This window comes from Thiohalocapsa halophila, from assembly GCF_016583825.1.
Taxonomy (GTDB): domain Bacteria; phylum Pseudomonadota; class Gammaproteobacteria; order Chromatiales; family Chromatiaceae; genus Thiohalocapsa; species Thiohalocapsa halophila.
Map to the genome: position 1 here is coordinate 33,533 of NZ_NRRV01000030.1, position 15,038 is coordinate 48,570.

Below are 15,038 nucleotides of genomic sequence, written 5' to 3' on the forward strand. Positions count from 1 at the left end.
GTTCGTCAGTCTAAGCGAGATCGGCACCAATATCGGCGCCCGAGCGGGGCGGTCGTTGCGGCGCGTGCCGGGAGGCGGGCCCTGCCCCGGCGGTTGCGCCTGCTCCTCGCTGCGCGCCAGGGCCGGCGTAGGGCGGTCAACAATGGCCCGCCGCCTGAGCGGCCGGGGGCCCTCAGCAAGGATGGGCCTGCGCCTCGGGCTGCTGAGCCGGGACAGCCTCCTTGCCGCAGGCTGCCGAGCGGCACTGTTGCACCTCCACGGTGAGGTGATCCAGACCCGGGATAGGCCCGATGAGTGCCTTGTAGTGCTCCACGGGCTTCGGGTCGTGGGTGACCAGAGACAGGATGCAGGCATGGCTCGCCGAGCCGATCCGCCACAGGTGAAGATCGCTTACCGCCACGTCGTCCTCGGCCTCTAGAGTGCGGCGAATCTTGGCAGCGGTGTCGCTGCGGTCCTCGACATCGAGGAGGGTCGAGCCACTGTCGCGGGCGAGCCCCCAAGCCCAACGGGCGATGAGCAGGCCGCCGGCGATGCCCATGAGCGGGTCGAGAAAGCCCCAGCCGAACAGCAGGCCGGCGTTGAGGGCGGCGATGGCGAGCAGGGATGTCAGTGCATCGGCGATGACATGCAGGTAGGCCGCGCGCAGATTGTGATCCGCGTGGCCGTGGGGTGCCGGGGGGTGTGCCGGGGGAGCTGCCGAAGGGTGTGCCGAGGCGGGCGCCGAGCTATGCGCGCCAGCGGCGTGCCCATGCGCGTCGGTGGTGTGGTGTGCATGCCCGTGGTGATGGTGGTGATGGGCACCTCCCAGCAGCCAGGCGCTCACGAGGTTCACCACCAGGCCCAGTGCGGCGACGACAATGGCTTCGCCATAGTGAATCTGCACCGGATTCAGTAGGCGCACGCCGGATTCCAGCAGCAGCCATAGGGCGCCGGCGCCCAGCAGCAGCGCACTGGTGTAGCCGGCCAGCGGGGAGACCTTGCCGGTGCCGAAGCTGAAGCGACTGTCTTGCGCGTGCCGGCGGGCGAAGCGGTAAGCAAAGACGCTCAAGCCTAAGGCGGCCGCGTGGCTCCCCATATGCCAGCCGTCCGCCAGCAGCGCCATGGAGCCCGTCAGCCAGCCCGCTGCCAGCTCCACCACCATGGTCGCCAGGGTCAGATAGACGACCCAGCGCGTACGCTGCTCGGCGGCGTGCTCGGCGCTGGTGGTGAAGTCGTGGCTGTGCTGCCATGCGGCGATGTCGTGCGTGTGCATCGGAACCCCCGTTTACTCGCAACACCATGCCCGCCAGCCTATAAGGCCGCGGCGAGCAGTGCACTAGTTGGCGGTGGCTGGCTGGGGAACGATCCGCAACAGCGCACCATTGGCGGCGTCGGTGAGCACATAGAGCTCGCCGTCGGGACCCATGCGCAAATCCCGCACGCGCTCGCCGATGGGGAGCTTGCGCTCATCCACGATCTTGCCGTTCTCCAGATCGAGCCAGCGGATCTCTCTGAACTTGAGCGCGCCGGAGAAGAGGTCACCCTGCCAGTCCGGGAAACGCTCGCCGGTGTAGACGGTGAGCCCGCTCGGCGCCTTGGAGGGCGTCCAGACTACCAAGGGGTCGGTCACGTCCGGACGCTGGGCGACATCGGAGATCGGCGGGCCCCAGTATTCGTTGCTATAGGTGACCTCGGGCCAGCCGTAGTTATTGCCGGCTTGGATCAGGTTCAATTCGTCGCCGCCGCGGGAGCCGTGCTCGTTGGCGTAGACCCGGCCGGAGTCCGGATGGCGCACGATGCCCTGGATGTTGCGGTGGCCGTAGCTGTAGAGCTCGGGCTTGGCGTCCGGGTCGTCGACGAAGGGGTGGTCCGGCGCTGCCTTGCCCGTGTCGGTGAGCCGCACCAGCGAGCCGAAGTGGGTGCCCTTGTTCTGCGCCTGTTTGCGGATGTTGTCGCCGGCGAAGGACACCGGGGGATTGCCGCCGTCACCGATACTCATCAACAGCGTGCCGTCCGGCAGCCAGACCAGGCGGGAGCCGAAGTGCTGGCCGCCGGATTTCCAGTCGGCATTGTGGAAGATCACCGCCGTGTCCGTGAGCCGGGTCTTGTCGGCATTCAATCGGCCGCGGCCGAGGGCGGTGCGGTTGCGCTCTTCATCGCCTTGAGCAAAGGTGAAGTACACGAGCCGGTTCTGCGCGAAGTCCGGGTGCAGGGACACATCCAGCAGCCCGCCCTGGCCGCAGCTGCCGCAGATGGCGGGCAGGCCGCCGATGGGCTGCGGTACCAGGGTGCCGTCGGCGGCCAGCAGCCGCAGGCGCCCGGGGCGCTCGGTGATGAGTGCATCGCCGTCGGGCAGCCAAGCGATGGCCCAGGGGTGCTCCAAGCCGCGGACGACTTCCTCGGCGCGCCAACCGCTGGCCTCCGGCACGTCCTTGCCGCTCGGCTCGATGGAGCCGACGGGCGCCGAGCAGCCCAAAAGTAGGGTAGCGACGGTGGCCGCGACGACGGTGGATAGGGCGCGCGGTCGGCTCTTGGCGCCGCCCATGGCCGGCTGGTGTTCTCGGTGGTGGTGCATGGCCGCCGTCTCCTGAGGGGTTGGCTCGCTGGTGTGCATGGGTAGCGGGATCGGCTCGCGGGCGGGCGAGACGGGCGGGAAAGACGGGATGGGGCTGACATCCAGCGCGCTGGTGCCGGCCTTGGCACCCCGAGACCGCCCCAAGGCTGCCTCGCCGTGCGAGCATTAGCATCGGTCCTTCGCCCGTCTTAGGCAACGCCAGCCGATGCAGTTTCTCGCCGACCTGCTGAGCGCACTGCTCAACGCCACCATCATCGCCGTGGCCGTCGTGATCTTGGTTATGGCCGCGCAGGAGGCGGAGCAAGGCAGGTCGCCGGGCGATGTCCAGGGACCGCTGACACCAGCCGTGGTGGTGGCCGCCGGCGAGACCCCAAAGCGCGTCATCGTGCATCTGCTCGAATGGCGCTGGGACGATGTCGCCGCGGAATGCGAGGCCGTGCTCGGGCCTGCAGGCTTTGCCGCCGTGCAGGTGTCACCCCCCAATGAGCACCGCGTCGTGGCAGGTGGGCCTTGGTGGCAGCGCTACGAGCCGGTCAGCTACGCGCTGCAAAGCCGCAGCGGCGGCGCCGAGGCCTTCGCCGACATGGTGCGGCGCTGCGCAGCGGCGGGTGTAGCGGTCTATGCCGACGCCGTGGTCAATCATATGACCGGCCCGCCCTTGGCGGATGACCCGAGCTGGGGCGTCGGCAGCGCCGGCAGCCGCTACGACTACTACGACTATCCCGACACGTTGCCCGGGGACTTCCACACACCGCGCTGCGCGCTGGACAGACGCTACGACGACCGCTTTGCCCTTCAGCAATGCAACGTGGGCGGCCGCGCGGACCTCGACACGGACGCGGACCGCCTCCAGAACCGCGTCGGGGACTATCTCAACGGCCTGCTGGATCTCGGCGTCGCAGGGCTGCGCATCGATGCCGCTCGGCACATGGCCCCGGCGGATATTGCCGGCATCCTGGCGCGGGTGCGGGGCCTGCCTTTCGTCTACCAGGCCTTCGCGGATGCGCCGGGCGCCGCTGTGCGCGTGCAGGCGTATCTCGGCAATGGCGCGGTCACGGAGCTGGACTACGGGCGTCGGCTCGCAGCGGCCTTCCGCGGCGACAGTATCGCCGAGCTGCGCAGTCTGCGGCGCGAAGGCGGTGCCGACGATTTGGTGCCGAGTCGGCGTGCTGTGGTGTTCGTCGACAGCCACGAGACTCGCGTGGAATCGGCCGCCGGCGAGCACACCGCATTTTTGGGGCCGGCCGACGGCGCCCGCTACCATCTGGCCCACGTCTTCATGCTTGCCTGGCCCTATGGCACGCCGCGCCTCCTGTCGGGCTTCGCCGCCACCGACCCCGATGCTGGGCCACCGAGCGGCGACGCCGGCACGACGCTGCCGGTGCACGGCCCGGACGGGCTGGGCTGCGGCGAGGCGTGGCTCTGCGAGCACCGCCACCCGGCCGTGCTCGGCATGGTCGGCTTCGGCAGCGCCGCCGCCGGCGCCGATGTCGCCCACTGGTGGGACGACGGCGGCGGGCGCATCGCCTTCGCCCGCGACGGGCGCGGCTTCGTCGTCATCAACAACACGGACGCAGCGATGCGCCAGCGGCTGCGCACCGGGCTGGCGGCGGGGCGCTACTGCAACGCGGTTGCGGGTCGGCTGTTGGACGGGGCCTGCGTCGGGCTTGCGGCGCAGGCCGATGCGGCTGCTGGTGCGACAGCGGAAGGCGCGCAGCCCGATACGCAGGCGATGCTCCAGATCGCCGTGGACGAGGACGGGCGCGCAACCTTCGCGGTGCCGCCGCGCTCGGCCGTGGCCATCCATGTCGGGATGGCCACGGCCGCGGGGCCGTAACGGGGCCGGCGGGGCTTTGCGTCAGAGCAACGCAACACCCAGACCCCGCAACGGGACCACGACGTGCAGGAAAACGGGAATGCCCTCAGCGAGCTGGGCCAACGCCTAGACCGTCAGCGCAACCTGCATCACGTCGATGCGCTCGTCGCGGAAGCCCGCCTCGCAGTAGCTGAGGTAGTAGCGCCACATGCGGATGAAGCGCTCGTCGTAGCCCAGCGCCCGCACCGCCGGCAGCTGGGCCTCGAAGCGCTCCCGCCAAGCCGCCAGCGTACGGGCATAGTCCAGGCCGTGGAAGCTGCGCTCCACCACCCGCAGCCCCGCATCCGCCGCCGCGGCATCGAAGCGGCCCACCGTCGGCAGCATGCCGCCGGGGAAGATGTAGTGCTGGATGAAATCCGGGCTCGCCTTGTAGCCGTCGAACTCGCTGTCGGCGATGGTGATGACCTGCAGCGCGGCGCGCCCGCCCGGTGTCAGGCAACGCTTGAGCATGGCCATGTAGGCCGGCCAGTATGCCTCGCCGACGGCCTCGAACATCTCGATGGAGACGATGTGGTCGAAGCGCTCGGTCACATCGCGGTAATCCTGTAGCCGGAAGGCCATGCGGTCCGGATCGGGCGTCTTGGCCGCTGCCGCCTCGGCCCAGGCGAGCTGCTCCCGTGACAGGGTGATGCCGGTGACCTCGAGCCCGGCCGCCGCCGCCTGGCGCGCGAAGCCGCCCCAGCCGCAGCCCACCTCCAGCACTCGCTGGCCGGGCTCGGCGTCCAGCAGCGCCAGCAGGCGTTGGTATTTACAAGTCTGGACTTGGGCCAGGGCGGCCTCGGGCGTGTCCGCGTCGTGCTCGAACACCGCCGCGGAGTAGGTCATGCTCTCGTCCAGCCAGAGCCGGTAGAAGTCGTTGCCCAGGTCGTAGTGCGCTTCGATGTTGCGCTTGCTGCCGGCCTTGGTGTTGGCGCGGCGGCGATGGTGCAGCAGGGAGCCGATGCGGTTCAGCCAGCTGCCCTCGAACACCTCCACCAGCGCGTGCTGGTTGGCGGCGAAGCAGTGCAGCAGGGCGGTGACGTCCGGGCTGTCCCAGTCGCCGGCCATGTAGGCCTCGCCGAGCCCCACATGGCCGCGGGTGGCGATGCGCCGCGCGAAGGTTAGCGGGCGCACCAGGCGGATCTCGCCGCTCGGGCCCGCCTCGCTGCCGTGCATCTCGTGGCAGTGCTCACCGACGCGGATGCGCAGATGCCCGCGCAGGATGCGGTCGAAGAGGTGGCGGAAGGGCTTCAGCGCCACCCGGGTGGCGATGCGGCCGGCACTGCTGCGGGGCAGGGCGGCTTCGGCGTGTCCGGTGTCTGAGCCAAGGTGGTCGGACATCAGGTCACCTCCTGCTTGGGGGCCTCGGGTTTGGGGAAGAAGCGCGCGCCGCGCAGCCAGATTTTGAGCGCCTGCCAGTGGATGGCGAGCACGACCTTGTAGGTCATCACGGGCATGCGGCGGAAGGCGCGCCACAGGGCAGCATCCGTCAGCGGCTCACCAGGGCCGCTCTGGCTCGCCACCAGCTTGAGCCGGCCGTGCGCGTCGAATTGGCGGATCAGCACGGCCAGGCGGTCATCGGGCTCGGACAATCGGAATCGGTAACCGCCGTCCATGTCCATCAGCGGCGAGACATAGAAGCACTTGAGCTTCTCCGCCCGCAGCGGCCAGGCGATGGGCCGCCCACCGTCGTGCAGCAGGTAGCTGTGGTGCTGCCCGAAGGTGTTGCTGACCTCGGCGATGACGGCGCGCAGACGCCCGTCGGCGTGCTCGCAGTACCAGAGGCTCAGGGGATTGAAGCCAAAGCCGAGGAGCCGCGGGAAGCAGAGCAGGCGGATGCGCCCGCCGGCGAGGTCGATGCCCTGCGCCGCCAGCATCCGCTCCGCCCAGGGCCTGAGCGCCGAGCCGTCGCGGGGGCCGCGATCGGCGGGGTCGAAGCGAAACAACGCCGGCCGCAGCAGCCCGCCGGGCAGGCGCCGGCGGGGGCCGACGGCGAGACGCTGCGGCACCTGGTCCAGCCGGTCGAGATCCAGCAACAGACTGAACACCCGGTATTCGAAGCGGTACTGCACCGGGAACAGTCGCCGGTGCATGACGCGGGTGAAGTAGATCCGGTGCGGTGATTCCTGCCCCGCGGCACCTGCGTCGTGCGCCCGTGTCGGCATTGGGTCCGGTATCGGTTTGCGCATATCAAGCGGGCGCGCCCGCCGGCACGGGGACCGGGGCCTCCGCTGCAGGCGCCGCGGCGGTGCCGGTGATCCAGTCCGTGTCCACGCCCAGCCGCCCGGCCACGTCCACGGCGGCCCGTAAAGCGTCCTCATGGAAGCCGTAGCCATGGTAGCTGCCGCAGTAGTAGACGCCGGCGGCCCCCTGCAGACGGTGCAGCTCGCGCTGGGCGTCCATGGCTGCCTGGTCGAAGACCGGGTGGTCGTAGGTCATGGTGGCGATGACTTGCGCCGGGTCCGGCTCCTGGAGCGGGTTCAGCGACACCAGATAATCGCGGCGCGTCTGTAAGCCCTGGAGCTTGTTCATCCAGTAGGTCACGGACACCGCGGCGGTGCCGGCCGCGTCTTCGGCGGCGAGGTAGTTCCAGGCGGACCAGACGCTGCGCCGCCGGGGCATGAGCCGCGTGTCCGTGTGCAGGAAGGTGCGGTTCGGCTGATAGCGGAAGCAGCCGAGCAGTCGCCGCTCGTCCGCCGTCGGCTGCTCCAGCAGCGCCAGCGCCTGGTCGGCATGGGTCGCGAGCACCACGCGGTCGACGGCCAGGCGGCGACCGGAGGCGAGGCGCACGCACAAGCCGTCGCCGTCGCGTTGCACCCCGACGGCGCCATCGGCGAGCATGCGCTGCGGCCCGAGCGCGTTGCGGATGCGCTTGACGTAAGTGTGGCTGCCGCCGGCGACACTGCGCCACAGCGGGCGCTCCAGCGGGCTCAGCAGCCGATGATTGTCGAAGAAGCGCGCCAGGCTCTCTGCCGGGAAGTCCAGCATGGCGGCCGTCGGGCAGGACCAGATGGCGGCGGCCATGGGCAGCAGGTAGTGATCGCGGAAGGCATCGCCGAGGCCCTCGTCCGCCAGGAACTCACCGAGGCTGCGGCCGTCGAAGGTCGAATGTACCAGGCAGTGCCGGCAGCGGGCGCCGAAGCGAAAAATATCCACGAGCATCCGCAGAAAACGCGGGCTTAAGGCATTGCGCCGCTGTGCAAAGATCGTGTTGAGATTGTCGCCGGCGTATTCCAGGCGCCCGGGCCCGATGGAGGCCGCGAAGGACATATCCGATTCCTGCGTCGGCACGCCGAGGCGCTCGAACAGCCGCACCAGCATCGGGTAGTTGCTGGTGTTGTAGACGATGAAGCCGGTGTCCACGGGCACGCGCTCGCCGTCTTCGTCCACCATGACGGTGTTGGTGTGGCCGCCGAAATAATCGTTCTTCTCCACCAGGGTGACTTGGTGGCGGTGGGACAGTAGCCAGGCGGACGCCAGGCCCGCGATGCCACTGCCGACGACACAGATGCGCTCACTCATGCAGATACTTTGTTCAGGTTTCGTCCGGGCTAGTCATGGGAAGGTCTGGACAAACACCGCCGGTATCAACGTCGGCGTTGGACTCGCGCTCGCGCCATCGGCCCTGTTGCCGCCGATCCCGGCGCCCGATGGAGGCCGCCGATGAGCCTGGCAGCCGCGCCAGCGCAGGCCCGGCCCGCCGACACCGAGGCGTCTTTGGACGGCGAGCCTAGCACGGCGCCGCTGGCCGTGGCGCAGGCGCTCGCAGGCTTCATCCGCGCCCACGCCCCGCTGTGCGTGCTCACCGGGGCCGGCTGCAGCACGGACTCCGGCATCCCGGACTATCGCGACCGGGCCGGCAACTGGAAGCGCGCCGAGCCCATCCGCTACCAGCGCTTCGTGCGCGATCCGGCGGCGCGCCGGCGCTACTGGGCCCGCAGCTACGTGGGCTGGCCACGGGTGGCCGCCGCAAGGCCCAACTCGACCCACCGTGCACTGGCGGCGCTGGAGGCCCGCGGGCTGGTGACGCAGATCATTACCCAGAACGTCGACGGTCTGCATCAGCGCGCCGGCGCCCGGCGGGTGCTGGACTTGCACGGGCGCCTGGATGTCGTGGACTGTCTGAACTGCGGGCTGCGCCAGCCGCGCGAGCGCGTGCAGGCGTTGCTGGCCGCGCACAACCCGGGCTGTGTGCCCGTGGCCGCCGAGCTGTCCGCGCCGGACGGGGACGTACTGCTCGCTGATGCCATGCAGGCCGGCTTCCAGGTGCCCGAGTGTCCGCGCTGCGCGGGCCTGCTCAAGCCCGCCGTGGTCTTCTTCGGCGAGAACGTGCCGAAGCCGCGCGTCGCGCATGCCATGGACCAGCTCGCCCGCGCCGGCGGCCTGCTGGTGGTGGGCTCCTCGCTGACGGTGTTTTCCGGCTACCGCTTCTGCCGGCAGGCGGCGCAGGCGAGCCAGCCCATGGCGCTGCTGAACCGCGGGCGCACGCGCGCCGACGACCTCGGCGGGCTCAAGCTCGACGCCGACTGCGGGGCGACCTTGACCGCCGCGCTGCGGCTGCTGAGCGACGACGCACAGCCGCCGGCGCCGGCGGCGATCTGAATCACGGCGCCCGTGCCGACCATTCCGGCACTCGACGGCCGCCGTCCACTCGGGAACAATCCACCGCTAACCAACCGGGGGAGACCGCCATGCAACAAGTCCGGATCGTCAGCAAGGGCCCGCGGCTGATGCCGAAGCCCAAGCCGCGGCCGCTGCGTCCGACGCAGCCCCTGCGCCCGCTCACGCACCACGACATCCTGGCCCTGATGGCGCCCTTCACTCGGCGCGGCCTGCATGCGGACATGGCCGCCAGCCGGCGCGAGGACCGGGTGCTCGCGTTCAAGCCAGAAGATATCCCGGCGGATGCGCACTGCCCCCTGGACCTCACGGCCCAGCTGACGCTGGAGGCCGCCCAGGTGGGCAAGCATCGTCTGGTGCGCCGGGTCCGGGACGGGAGCGGACTGACCGCCACGCTCACCGCCGACGGTGCCGATCTGGATGCCCTGCTGGAGCAGCTGGAGCAGGTGCCGGTGCGCCGCCACTTCGCGGTCTACGACGGTGTTCCGGTGGCCCGCAGCTACATGCTGGAGCCGGCCTCGCAGGCCTTGGCCCAGCGTGCCGGTGCCGGCGCGCGCTGGGCCGCACAGACCGTCGGCGGTCGGCTCTGGCAGGCCGCCAGGGGCGGCGCGGAGCGTGTGCTCGGCTCGCGGCTGCCCTTCCTGCGGCGCAAGGGCTCGGCGTCGCTTGCGCCAGCCGCGGAGCGGGCTGCGTCCGAGCCGGGCGGGGCGGCGCCGGATGACGCACTCGTCGAGGATGCCGACGGCCCGCTGCGCGCCGTGATCACCGAGGCCAACACCCGTGTCGGCCCGGTGCACCTGAACCTGAAGGCCGACCGCTTCAACGGCATGCCGGTGGAGCTCAAGCTCACCACCGACGCCGGCGTGAAGCTCAAGGTGCCCGAAGACCTGCTCGCCGTCGTCGGCTGGCCCTACCGGCCGCTGCGCCAGATCGTCAGCTATTGGCGCGGGTCCATCCGCGTGGCGACCCACGAGCCCGAGCGCACGGCGGACATCGAGGCCAAGCTCGGCGAGGTGGTCGAGCACCTGTCGGCGACCCTGGCCGCTCCGCCCAAGGAGTTCCACCGCCGCCACCTGGGGGCGCGCTGGCGGGTCACTTACCAGCGTGCGGTGCCGATGCTGTTTTTGTTGGGGATCATGGCCGCCACCCCCGGCATCCAGTGGCTGGACATGGCGGACAACTCTATTCTGCGCATGCTCATCTTCCATGCACCGCCGTTCATGCTGGTGGGCTTCTTCCTGATGCGCGAGATGCCGCGCTTCGAGATCCCGCCGCTGCCGCGCGCGCTGGTGCAGCGGGATTGGGTGGAGCGGGTGACGGACAAGAAGGCTGCGCCAACGGAGGCCGCGCCGGCCGAGCCCGCGGCGGCCGCCAATGCGGAGCGCTTCGACGGCGGCCTCGCGCGCCCGGCGGCCGCGGAAGCCGAGGGCTGACTGCGGCCCGCCCGAGCTTGCCCCACGCCGCCGCGTGCCGAGCCGCCCTCCGGCCGTGAGTCGGGCTGCGGCACGGTAGGTCGGGCTGAGCGACAGCGAAGCCCGACACCAGCGCAGGCGACCGCCACATGTCGGGCCTCCTTGCGTCGGCCCGACCTAAGCTTGCGATGGGGCGCCACGGCCGAAGGTGGAGCTGAACAACAGCGAAGCCCGACACCAGCACTGAGCCCACAACCCGGGAGGCAGATTCTTGCAAGGCAACCCGATGAACATCCCGCCCGTGTCCATCGCGGCGGTGAAGGACGCGCTCATCGAGCAATTTTCGGACCCGGTGCTGCGCCAGCGGGCGTCCATGCTCTGGGGCACCCGGGGCGTGGGCAAGTCGTCGGTGGTGCGCCAGGTGGCGGATCATTTCGACGTGCCGCTGGTGGATCTGCGGCTCACCACCATCGAGCCCGTGGATATTCGCGGTGCCATCTACGCCGACGACCGCCAGTCCAAGACCGTCTGGTTCCCGCCGGAGTTCCTGCCCGGCAGCGAGCAGCCGGACGGCATCCTGTTCCTGGACGAGCTGACGGCGGCGGATCAGCGCCTGCAGATCTCCGCCTACTCGCTGATCCTGGACCGCCGTGTCGGCAACTACCGGCTGCCGGACGGCTGGCAGGTGGTCGCCGCCGGCAACGCCGCCTTCCACGGGGCCGTGAGCCACGACATGGGCACGGCGCTGGCGGATCGAATGTTCCACTTCAACGTGCAGTCGGTCATCGATGCCTTCCTGGACTATGCGCTGGCGAGGGACTTCGCTCCCGAAGTGATGGCCTACCTCAAGGTGCGCCCGGACAAGCTGGACGACACCCACAGCCAGCTCGCCAACGATCACCTGGTGGGTGCCAGCCCCCGCGGCTGGGAGGACATCTCCAGCGTGCTCAAGTCGGCGCTGTCGGACATCGGCAAGCGCACCTTCGTGCAGGGCCGCATCGGTGCCGCCAACGCCGCGGAATTCTTCGGCGTGCTGAAGGAGATCCAGGCGGGCACGGACGTGCTGGCGCTGCTGGAGGCCGAGCCTGGCGACGCCACTGCGGCGCTGCTACCCACGACGCTGGACGGACTCTACGGCATGGTCTACGCCCTGCTGGCGGCGGCCACCGACGAGGCGCGCATGGCCCGGGCGCTGGCCATCATCGACCAGCTGCCGGACCTGCAAAGCGAAGAGCCGCTGCCCATCCGCGAGGTGCAGACGCTGGGCATGGAGCTCCTGTTCCAGACGGCGTTGGAGCGCGGACTGGAAGGCGCCGTGCTATCCAGTGCGGCGTACCGCCGCTACACCGAGGCCCGCGAGGCCGCACAGCAGGCGGCCTGAGCGATCGCTGACACGGATATGACACGTAGGGTGGACAAGCGAAGCGCAGTCCGCCCCGGACCTTGGTGGATTTCGCTGCGCTCATGCACCCTACGGGTGCCCGACGAGCTGCAGCCGACGTGCACAGCATCCCAAAACATCTGCGCAAATCCGCATGGCCGAAGCTCCCAGCAATCGCCGCTCCGCCGTCTACGAGCACCGCGGCACCCGTGCCGTGCAGCGCATGGTGGAGTATGCCCCCTCCACCGGCGGGCTCGCGCTGTGGATTCGCCACGTCGACGCGCAGCCCGACCAGGCAGGCGGGCTGGTCGCCGCCAACGACGGTGTGTCCATCTACTACGGAGCGGACTTCGATGAGCTGTCGCTGCCGGTGCAGACGGGCTTGGTCGCCCACCAGGTGCTGCACGTGGCCCTGCGCCATCCCCAGCGCTTCGAGGAGCTGCAACGCCTCACCGGCGATGTCGACCGCGGGCTCTACAACATCTGCGCCGACGCCATCGTCAACAGCACGCTCGCCCACCTGAACTGGCTGGAGCTGCCGTCCGGCTCCGTGCTGCTGGAGGACCTGCTCACCGCCTCGCTGCTGCGCCAGGAAACCCCGGACAAGGCCCTGCTGGAGTGGGACGTGGAGCGGCTCTACCGCGCCGTCGACGACCGCCAAACGGGCAGCGGCGGCCAAGGCGGGCGCCGCGGCGGCCGCGGTCAGCGCCAGGACGATGCCGGCGCGAGCCGCGGCAGCAACGATGCCGAGACGGGCAGCACGGCACCGAAGCAGGATGGCCCCCGTGCGTCCCGTGCCCGGCACTTCGCCGGCGCCATCCTCCGCGATCTGCTGCCGGCGGCGGACAGCGAGCACCCGGAGGGCGAGGCGGAGCAGGCCCGCGAGTGGCGCGAGCGACTCACCCGCGCCCATGCCGGCGACGGCGTGCACTCCATGCTGCGGGCGCTCATGGCCGACCTCCCCAAGGTGCGCACGCCCTGGGAGCAGCTGCTGCGCACCCAGCTCGCCCGCGGGCTGTCGATGCAGCCGGAGCTGTCCTGGTCCCGGCCGTCGCGCTCCTACATCGCCAACCGCGGCCGTGTCGGCGCTGCTGCGGGCGGCGGCAGCATGCGCATGCCCTGGGAGCCCGGCCGGGCCTCGTCGCGGGCTGTCGCCCGGCTCGCGGTGCTAGTGGACATCTCGGGCTCCGTGGAGAGCCCGCTGATGCACCGCTTCGCGGCGGAGCTTGCGGCCATCAGCCGCCGGCTGGAGGCACGGGTGCTCGTGGTCATCGGCGACGACAAGGTGCGCGACGTGCGGTTCTTTGAGCCCGGGCGCTCCAACCTGCGCGACATCGAGCTCGAAGGCGGCGGCGGCACCGACTTCACGCCCCTGCTCGCCGAGGCCCAGCGCCACGGCCCCGACATGGCCGTGTTCCTGACTGACCTGGACGGTCGCGTCGACTACTGCCCGCCCTTCCCGGTGCTCTGGGCCGTGCCGGCGAGCGCCGAACACATGCAGGCGCCCTTCGGCCGCAAGCTGGTGTTGGAGTAGGTGGGGCGGGCCTAGGGGCTAGGAGCTCGCTGTGCGGGCTCCTTCAGCTCCGGGTTGGCGCGGTCGATGTAGATCGGGCCGACGTCAGGAGACTCCACGCTGCGCCGCGCTCGTTTCCGCGTCGGGCTCCGCTTCGCTCAGCACCGACCTACCGTGCATTCTTGTCCCTAGGAGTGTGCAGGAGTAGCTGCCCCAAGACCATCTGGCGCGGTTCGTGATCGAGATCGTCGATCAGTGAGAAACGGGGCAAAATCGCGCGTTTTCGTGAAAAAATAGCGGCAATTGCGGGGTTTCAGTCCGACTCGCCGGTCGCATTTTTGCCAAGCTCGGCTATCAGCGCCGAGTCTGCAACCTAACTCGGACAGCCTCCTAGATCTCCTCCGTTTCCGAGCTCGCTTGCGCTGCGCCACTGGCCGCTGCTTGGGCGGCGATCTCCTGCGCAGCTGCCGGGCCGGGGACGCCGCCTTCGCCAATGCGGCCCAGGGAGAGCCTGCGGCTTCTTAGGCGGCCGGTGGTCGTGAAGCTGAGCTCGCCGGTCATGCCCGCGGGCAGTGACAGCGGCATGCTGCCGGCGCCATTGGCGTTGGCGACAAGGCCGCCGAGGTAGTAGGCATCGATACCCATGGCATAGAGCCGGCCCAGCTCGCCCTTGGTGTGGTCCGCGTCGGGCTTGTTCGGACCCCGAGCGATGTACTCCCGCGCCATGTCCTTATCCACGAGCCAAGGCACGTCGACATAGAAGAGCCCCGCCATATCCGCGGCATCGGCTTTATTGTCGGCCGCGTGGGAGGTCGCGATGACCGGCATGCCGGCGCTGCTGCCGCCGAGCCCAGCGTAGACCAAGGCGGCATCATCGGGCCTGGCGACCATGAAGACGATGTCCGCTTCGGCCACTTCGTCGGTCAGAGCGCCAATGCGGTTTCCTGCGTAGGCGACCTCTGCCACGGGCGTTTCGTCCAGCGCCGAGACGAACGCCGTGCGCATGCGCTCGCCCCAGGGGTCGTTACGCGGATAGACGATGGCCGTACTGAGGGCGCCCGACTGCGTCTCGGCCAGATTATTGATGATTTGCGCGGCGGTCTTTGCCTCGTCTTCCGGCGCCAGTGCGAATTGGTACATGCCCTCGCGCGACTGATTGGCCTCGTTGAGCGCCAGCATCGCCGGCTGTGGCTCGGATCGCGACGCCGCGATCGCATTGACGTTCTTTTTTAGCAGCGGCCCGATGATCACCGGCGGCGGTGATGCCGCGGCGGCGGTCTCGTAGGCGGCGAGGGCGTCGCGGCTCGTATCTTCGGTCGAAGGTTTGCGCGCATCTCCGGGATCGCGCGCGAGCGCGGCAGCATAACCGGCCTCGATGGCATCGACCGCCGTGCTCAAGGGCCCTTCAGCGCCGGTTGGCAGGAGCAGTACGATCGCCTGACCCTTGGGATACGCGGCCGTCGTCGGGAGCTCGGGCTCATCCTGCACGCCGAGGTTTGCGCAGCCACTGATCGCGAGCGCCAACGCGCTGACTGTGAGAGCGCGCGCCGGTCGTCGTAACAATTGCATGCTCATCTGTAAGACAACTCCTGGTCATATTGGGGGAATGCGCGCCGGCTGCACCTCAGCGGGAATGGTCAGCTTGGATGGCGTGATGGGGATACATCAGTCAGATGCGGCTGGGCGTCCGAGGCCGGCAGGTG

At 69.9% G+C, this 15,038-nt stretch carries 11 protein-coding genes; 5 read left to right on the top strand and 6 right to left on the bottom strand.

Annotation, left to right across the window (positions count from 1 at the left end; translation table 11 throughout):
* Positions 1–172 precede the first annotated feature (172 nt).
* Together dmeF and CKO31_RS13490 are read right to left on the bottom strand one after the other, a co-directional pair.
* Entirely contained in the window at positions 173–1,252 is a 1,080-nt protein-coding gene (dmeF, locus tag CKO31_RS13485) for a CDF family Co(II)/Ni(II) efflux transporter DmeF (protein WP_200238314.1), read from the bottom strand.
* A gap of 63 nt (positions 1,253–1,315) precedes the next feature.
* Complete coding sequence (locus CKO31_RS13490) at positions 1,316–2,554, bottom strand: PQQ-dependent sugar dehydrogenase (RefSeq protein ID WP_242475360.1); 1,239 nt, start codon at positions 2,552–2,554, stop codon at positions 1,316–1,318.
* Positions 2,555–2,759: 205 nt separating this feature from the next.
* Between CKO31_RS13490 and CKO31_RS13495 the strand changes: the two genes are divergently transcribed.
* Positions 2,760–4,391 carry an alpha-amylase gene (locus tag CKO31_RS13495; protein ID WP_200238317.1) on the top strand — a complete coding sequence of 544 codons (1,632 nt, stop codon included), beginning with the start codon at positions 2,760–2,762 and terminating at the stop codon, positions 4,389–4,391.
* A gap of 105 nt (positions 4,392–4,496) precedes the next feature.
* Here CKO31_RS13495 and CKO31_RS13500 read toward each other — a convergent pair whose 3' ends face one another.
* From CKO31_RS13500 to CKO31_RS13510, 3 genes are read right to left on the bottom strand one after another with little or no spacing between them, the layout of a single operon-like run.
* Entirely contained in the window at positions 4,497–5,750 is a 1,254-nt protein-coding gene (locus CKO31_RS13500) for an SAM-dependent methyltransferase (RefSeq protein ID WP_200238320.1), read from the bottom strand.
* Positions 5,750–6,574, bottom strand: coding sequence for a DUF1365 domain-containing protein (locus tag CKO31_RS13505; protein ID WP_200238322.1), 825 nt, complete (start codon positions 6,572–6,574; stop codon positions 5,750–5,752). Before CKO31_RS13505 ends, CKO31_RS13500 begins: the two co-directional genes overlap by 1 nt.
* 25 nt (positions 6,575–6,599) lie before the next feature.
* The gene (locus tag CKO31_RS13510) at positions 6,600–7,931 is read right to left on the bottom strand and encodes an NAD(P)/FAD-dependent oxidoreductase (protein ID WP_200238325.1); all 1,332 of its coding nucleotides are present in this window, start codon (positions 7,929–7,931) and stop codon (positions 6,600–6,602) included.
* Positions 7,932–8,072: 141 nt separating this feature from the next.
* Here CKO31_RS13510 and CKO31_RS13515 point away from each other — a divergent pair, with 141 nt between their 5' ends.
* The 4 genes from CKO31_RS13515 to CKO31_RS13530 all read left to right on the top strand — a co-directional run bounded on the left by CKO31_RS13515 (position 8,073) and on the right by CKO31_RS13530 (position 13,356).
* Positions 8,073–9,011: an NAD-dependent protein deacetylase gene (locus tag CKO31_RS13515; RefSeq protein WP_200238329.1), complete on the top strand. Its 939-nt coding sequence runs from the start codon at positions 8,073–8,075 to the stop codon at positions 9,009–9,011.
* A gap of 89 nt (positions 9,012–9,100) precedes the next feature.
* Positions 9,101–10,462 carry a hypothetical protein gene (locus tag CKO31_RS13520; protein WP_200238332.1) on the top strand — a complete coding sequence of 454 codons (1,362 nt, stop codon included), beginning with the start codon at positions 9,101–9,103 and terminating at the stop codon, positions 10,460–10,462.
* Between the two features lie 250 nt (positions 10,463–10,712).
* Positions 10,713–11,822, top strand: a complete 1,110-nt coding sequence (locus CKO31_RS13525) for an AAA family ATPase (RefSeq protein ID WP_242475361.1) — start codon at positions 10,713–10,715, stop codon at positions 11,820–11,822.
* A 154-nt stretch (positions 11,823–11,976) separates the two neighbouring features.
* A complete protein-coding gene (locus CKO31_RS13530) occupies positions 11,977–13,356 on the top strand; it encodes a vWA domain-containing protein (protein ID WP_200238335.1) in 1,380 nt (459 codons plus the stop codon).
* A 369-nt stretch (positions 13,357–13,725) separates the two neighbouring features.
* Here CKO31_RS13530 and CKO31_RS13535 read toward each other — a convergent pair whose 3' ends face one another.
* Entirely contained in the window at positions 13,726–14,910 is a 1,185-nt protein-coding gene (locus CKO31_RS13535; RefSeq protein ID WP_306341739.1) for a penicillin-binding protein activator, read from the bottom strand.
* Between the last annotated feature and the right edge of the window lie 128 nt (positions 14,911–15,038).

Coding starts and splice junctions, on each gene's coding strand:
- dmeF (WP_200238314.1), bottom strand. CDS start 1,252: ATGCACACGCACGACATCGCCGCATGGCAGCACAGCCACGACTTCACC.
- CKO31_RS13490 (WP_242475360.1), bottom strand. CDS start 2,554: ATGCACCACCACCGAGAACACCAGCCGGCCATGGGCGGCGCCAAGAGC.
- CKO31_RS13495 (WP_200238317.1), top strand. CDS start 2,760: ATGCAGTTTCTCGCCGACCTGCTGAGCGCACTGCTCAACGCCACCATC.
- CKO31_RS13500 (WP_200238320.1), bottom strand. CDS start 5,750: ATGTCCGACCACCTTGGCTCAGACACCGGACACGCCGAAGCCGCCCTG.
- CKO31_RS13505 (WP_200238322.1), bottom strand. CDS start 6,574: ATGCCGACACGGGCGCACGACGCAGGTGCCGCGGGGCAGGAATCACCG.
- CKO31_RS13510 (WP_200238325.1), bottom strand. CDS start 7,931: ATGAGTGAGCGCATCTGTGTCGTCGGCAGTGGCATCGCGGGCCTGGCG.
- CKO31_RS13515 (WP_200238329.1), top strand. CDS start 8,073: ATGAGCCTGGCAGCCGCGCCAGCGCAGGCCCGGCCCGCCGACACCGAG.
- CKO31_RS13520 (WP_200238332.1), top strand. CDS start 9,101: ATGCAACAAGTCCGGATCGTCAGCAAGGGCCCGCGGCTGATGCCGAAG.
- CKO31_RS13530 (WP_200238335.1), top strand. CDS start 11,977: ATGGCCGAAGCTCCCAGCAATCGCCGCTCCGCCGTCTACGAGCACCGC.
- CKO31_RS13535 (WP_306341739.1), bottom strand. CDS start 14,910: ATGAGCATGCAATTGTTACGACGACCGGCGCGCGCTCTCACAGTCAGC.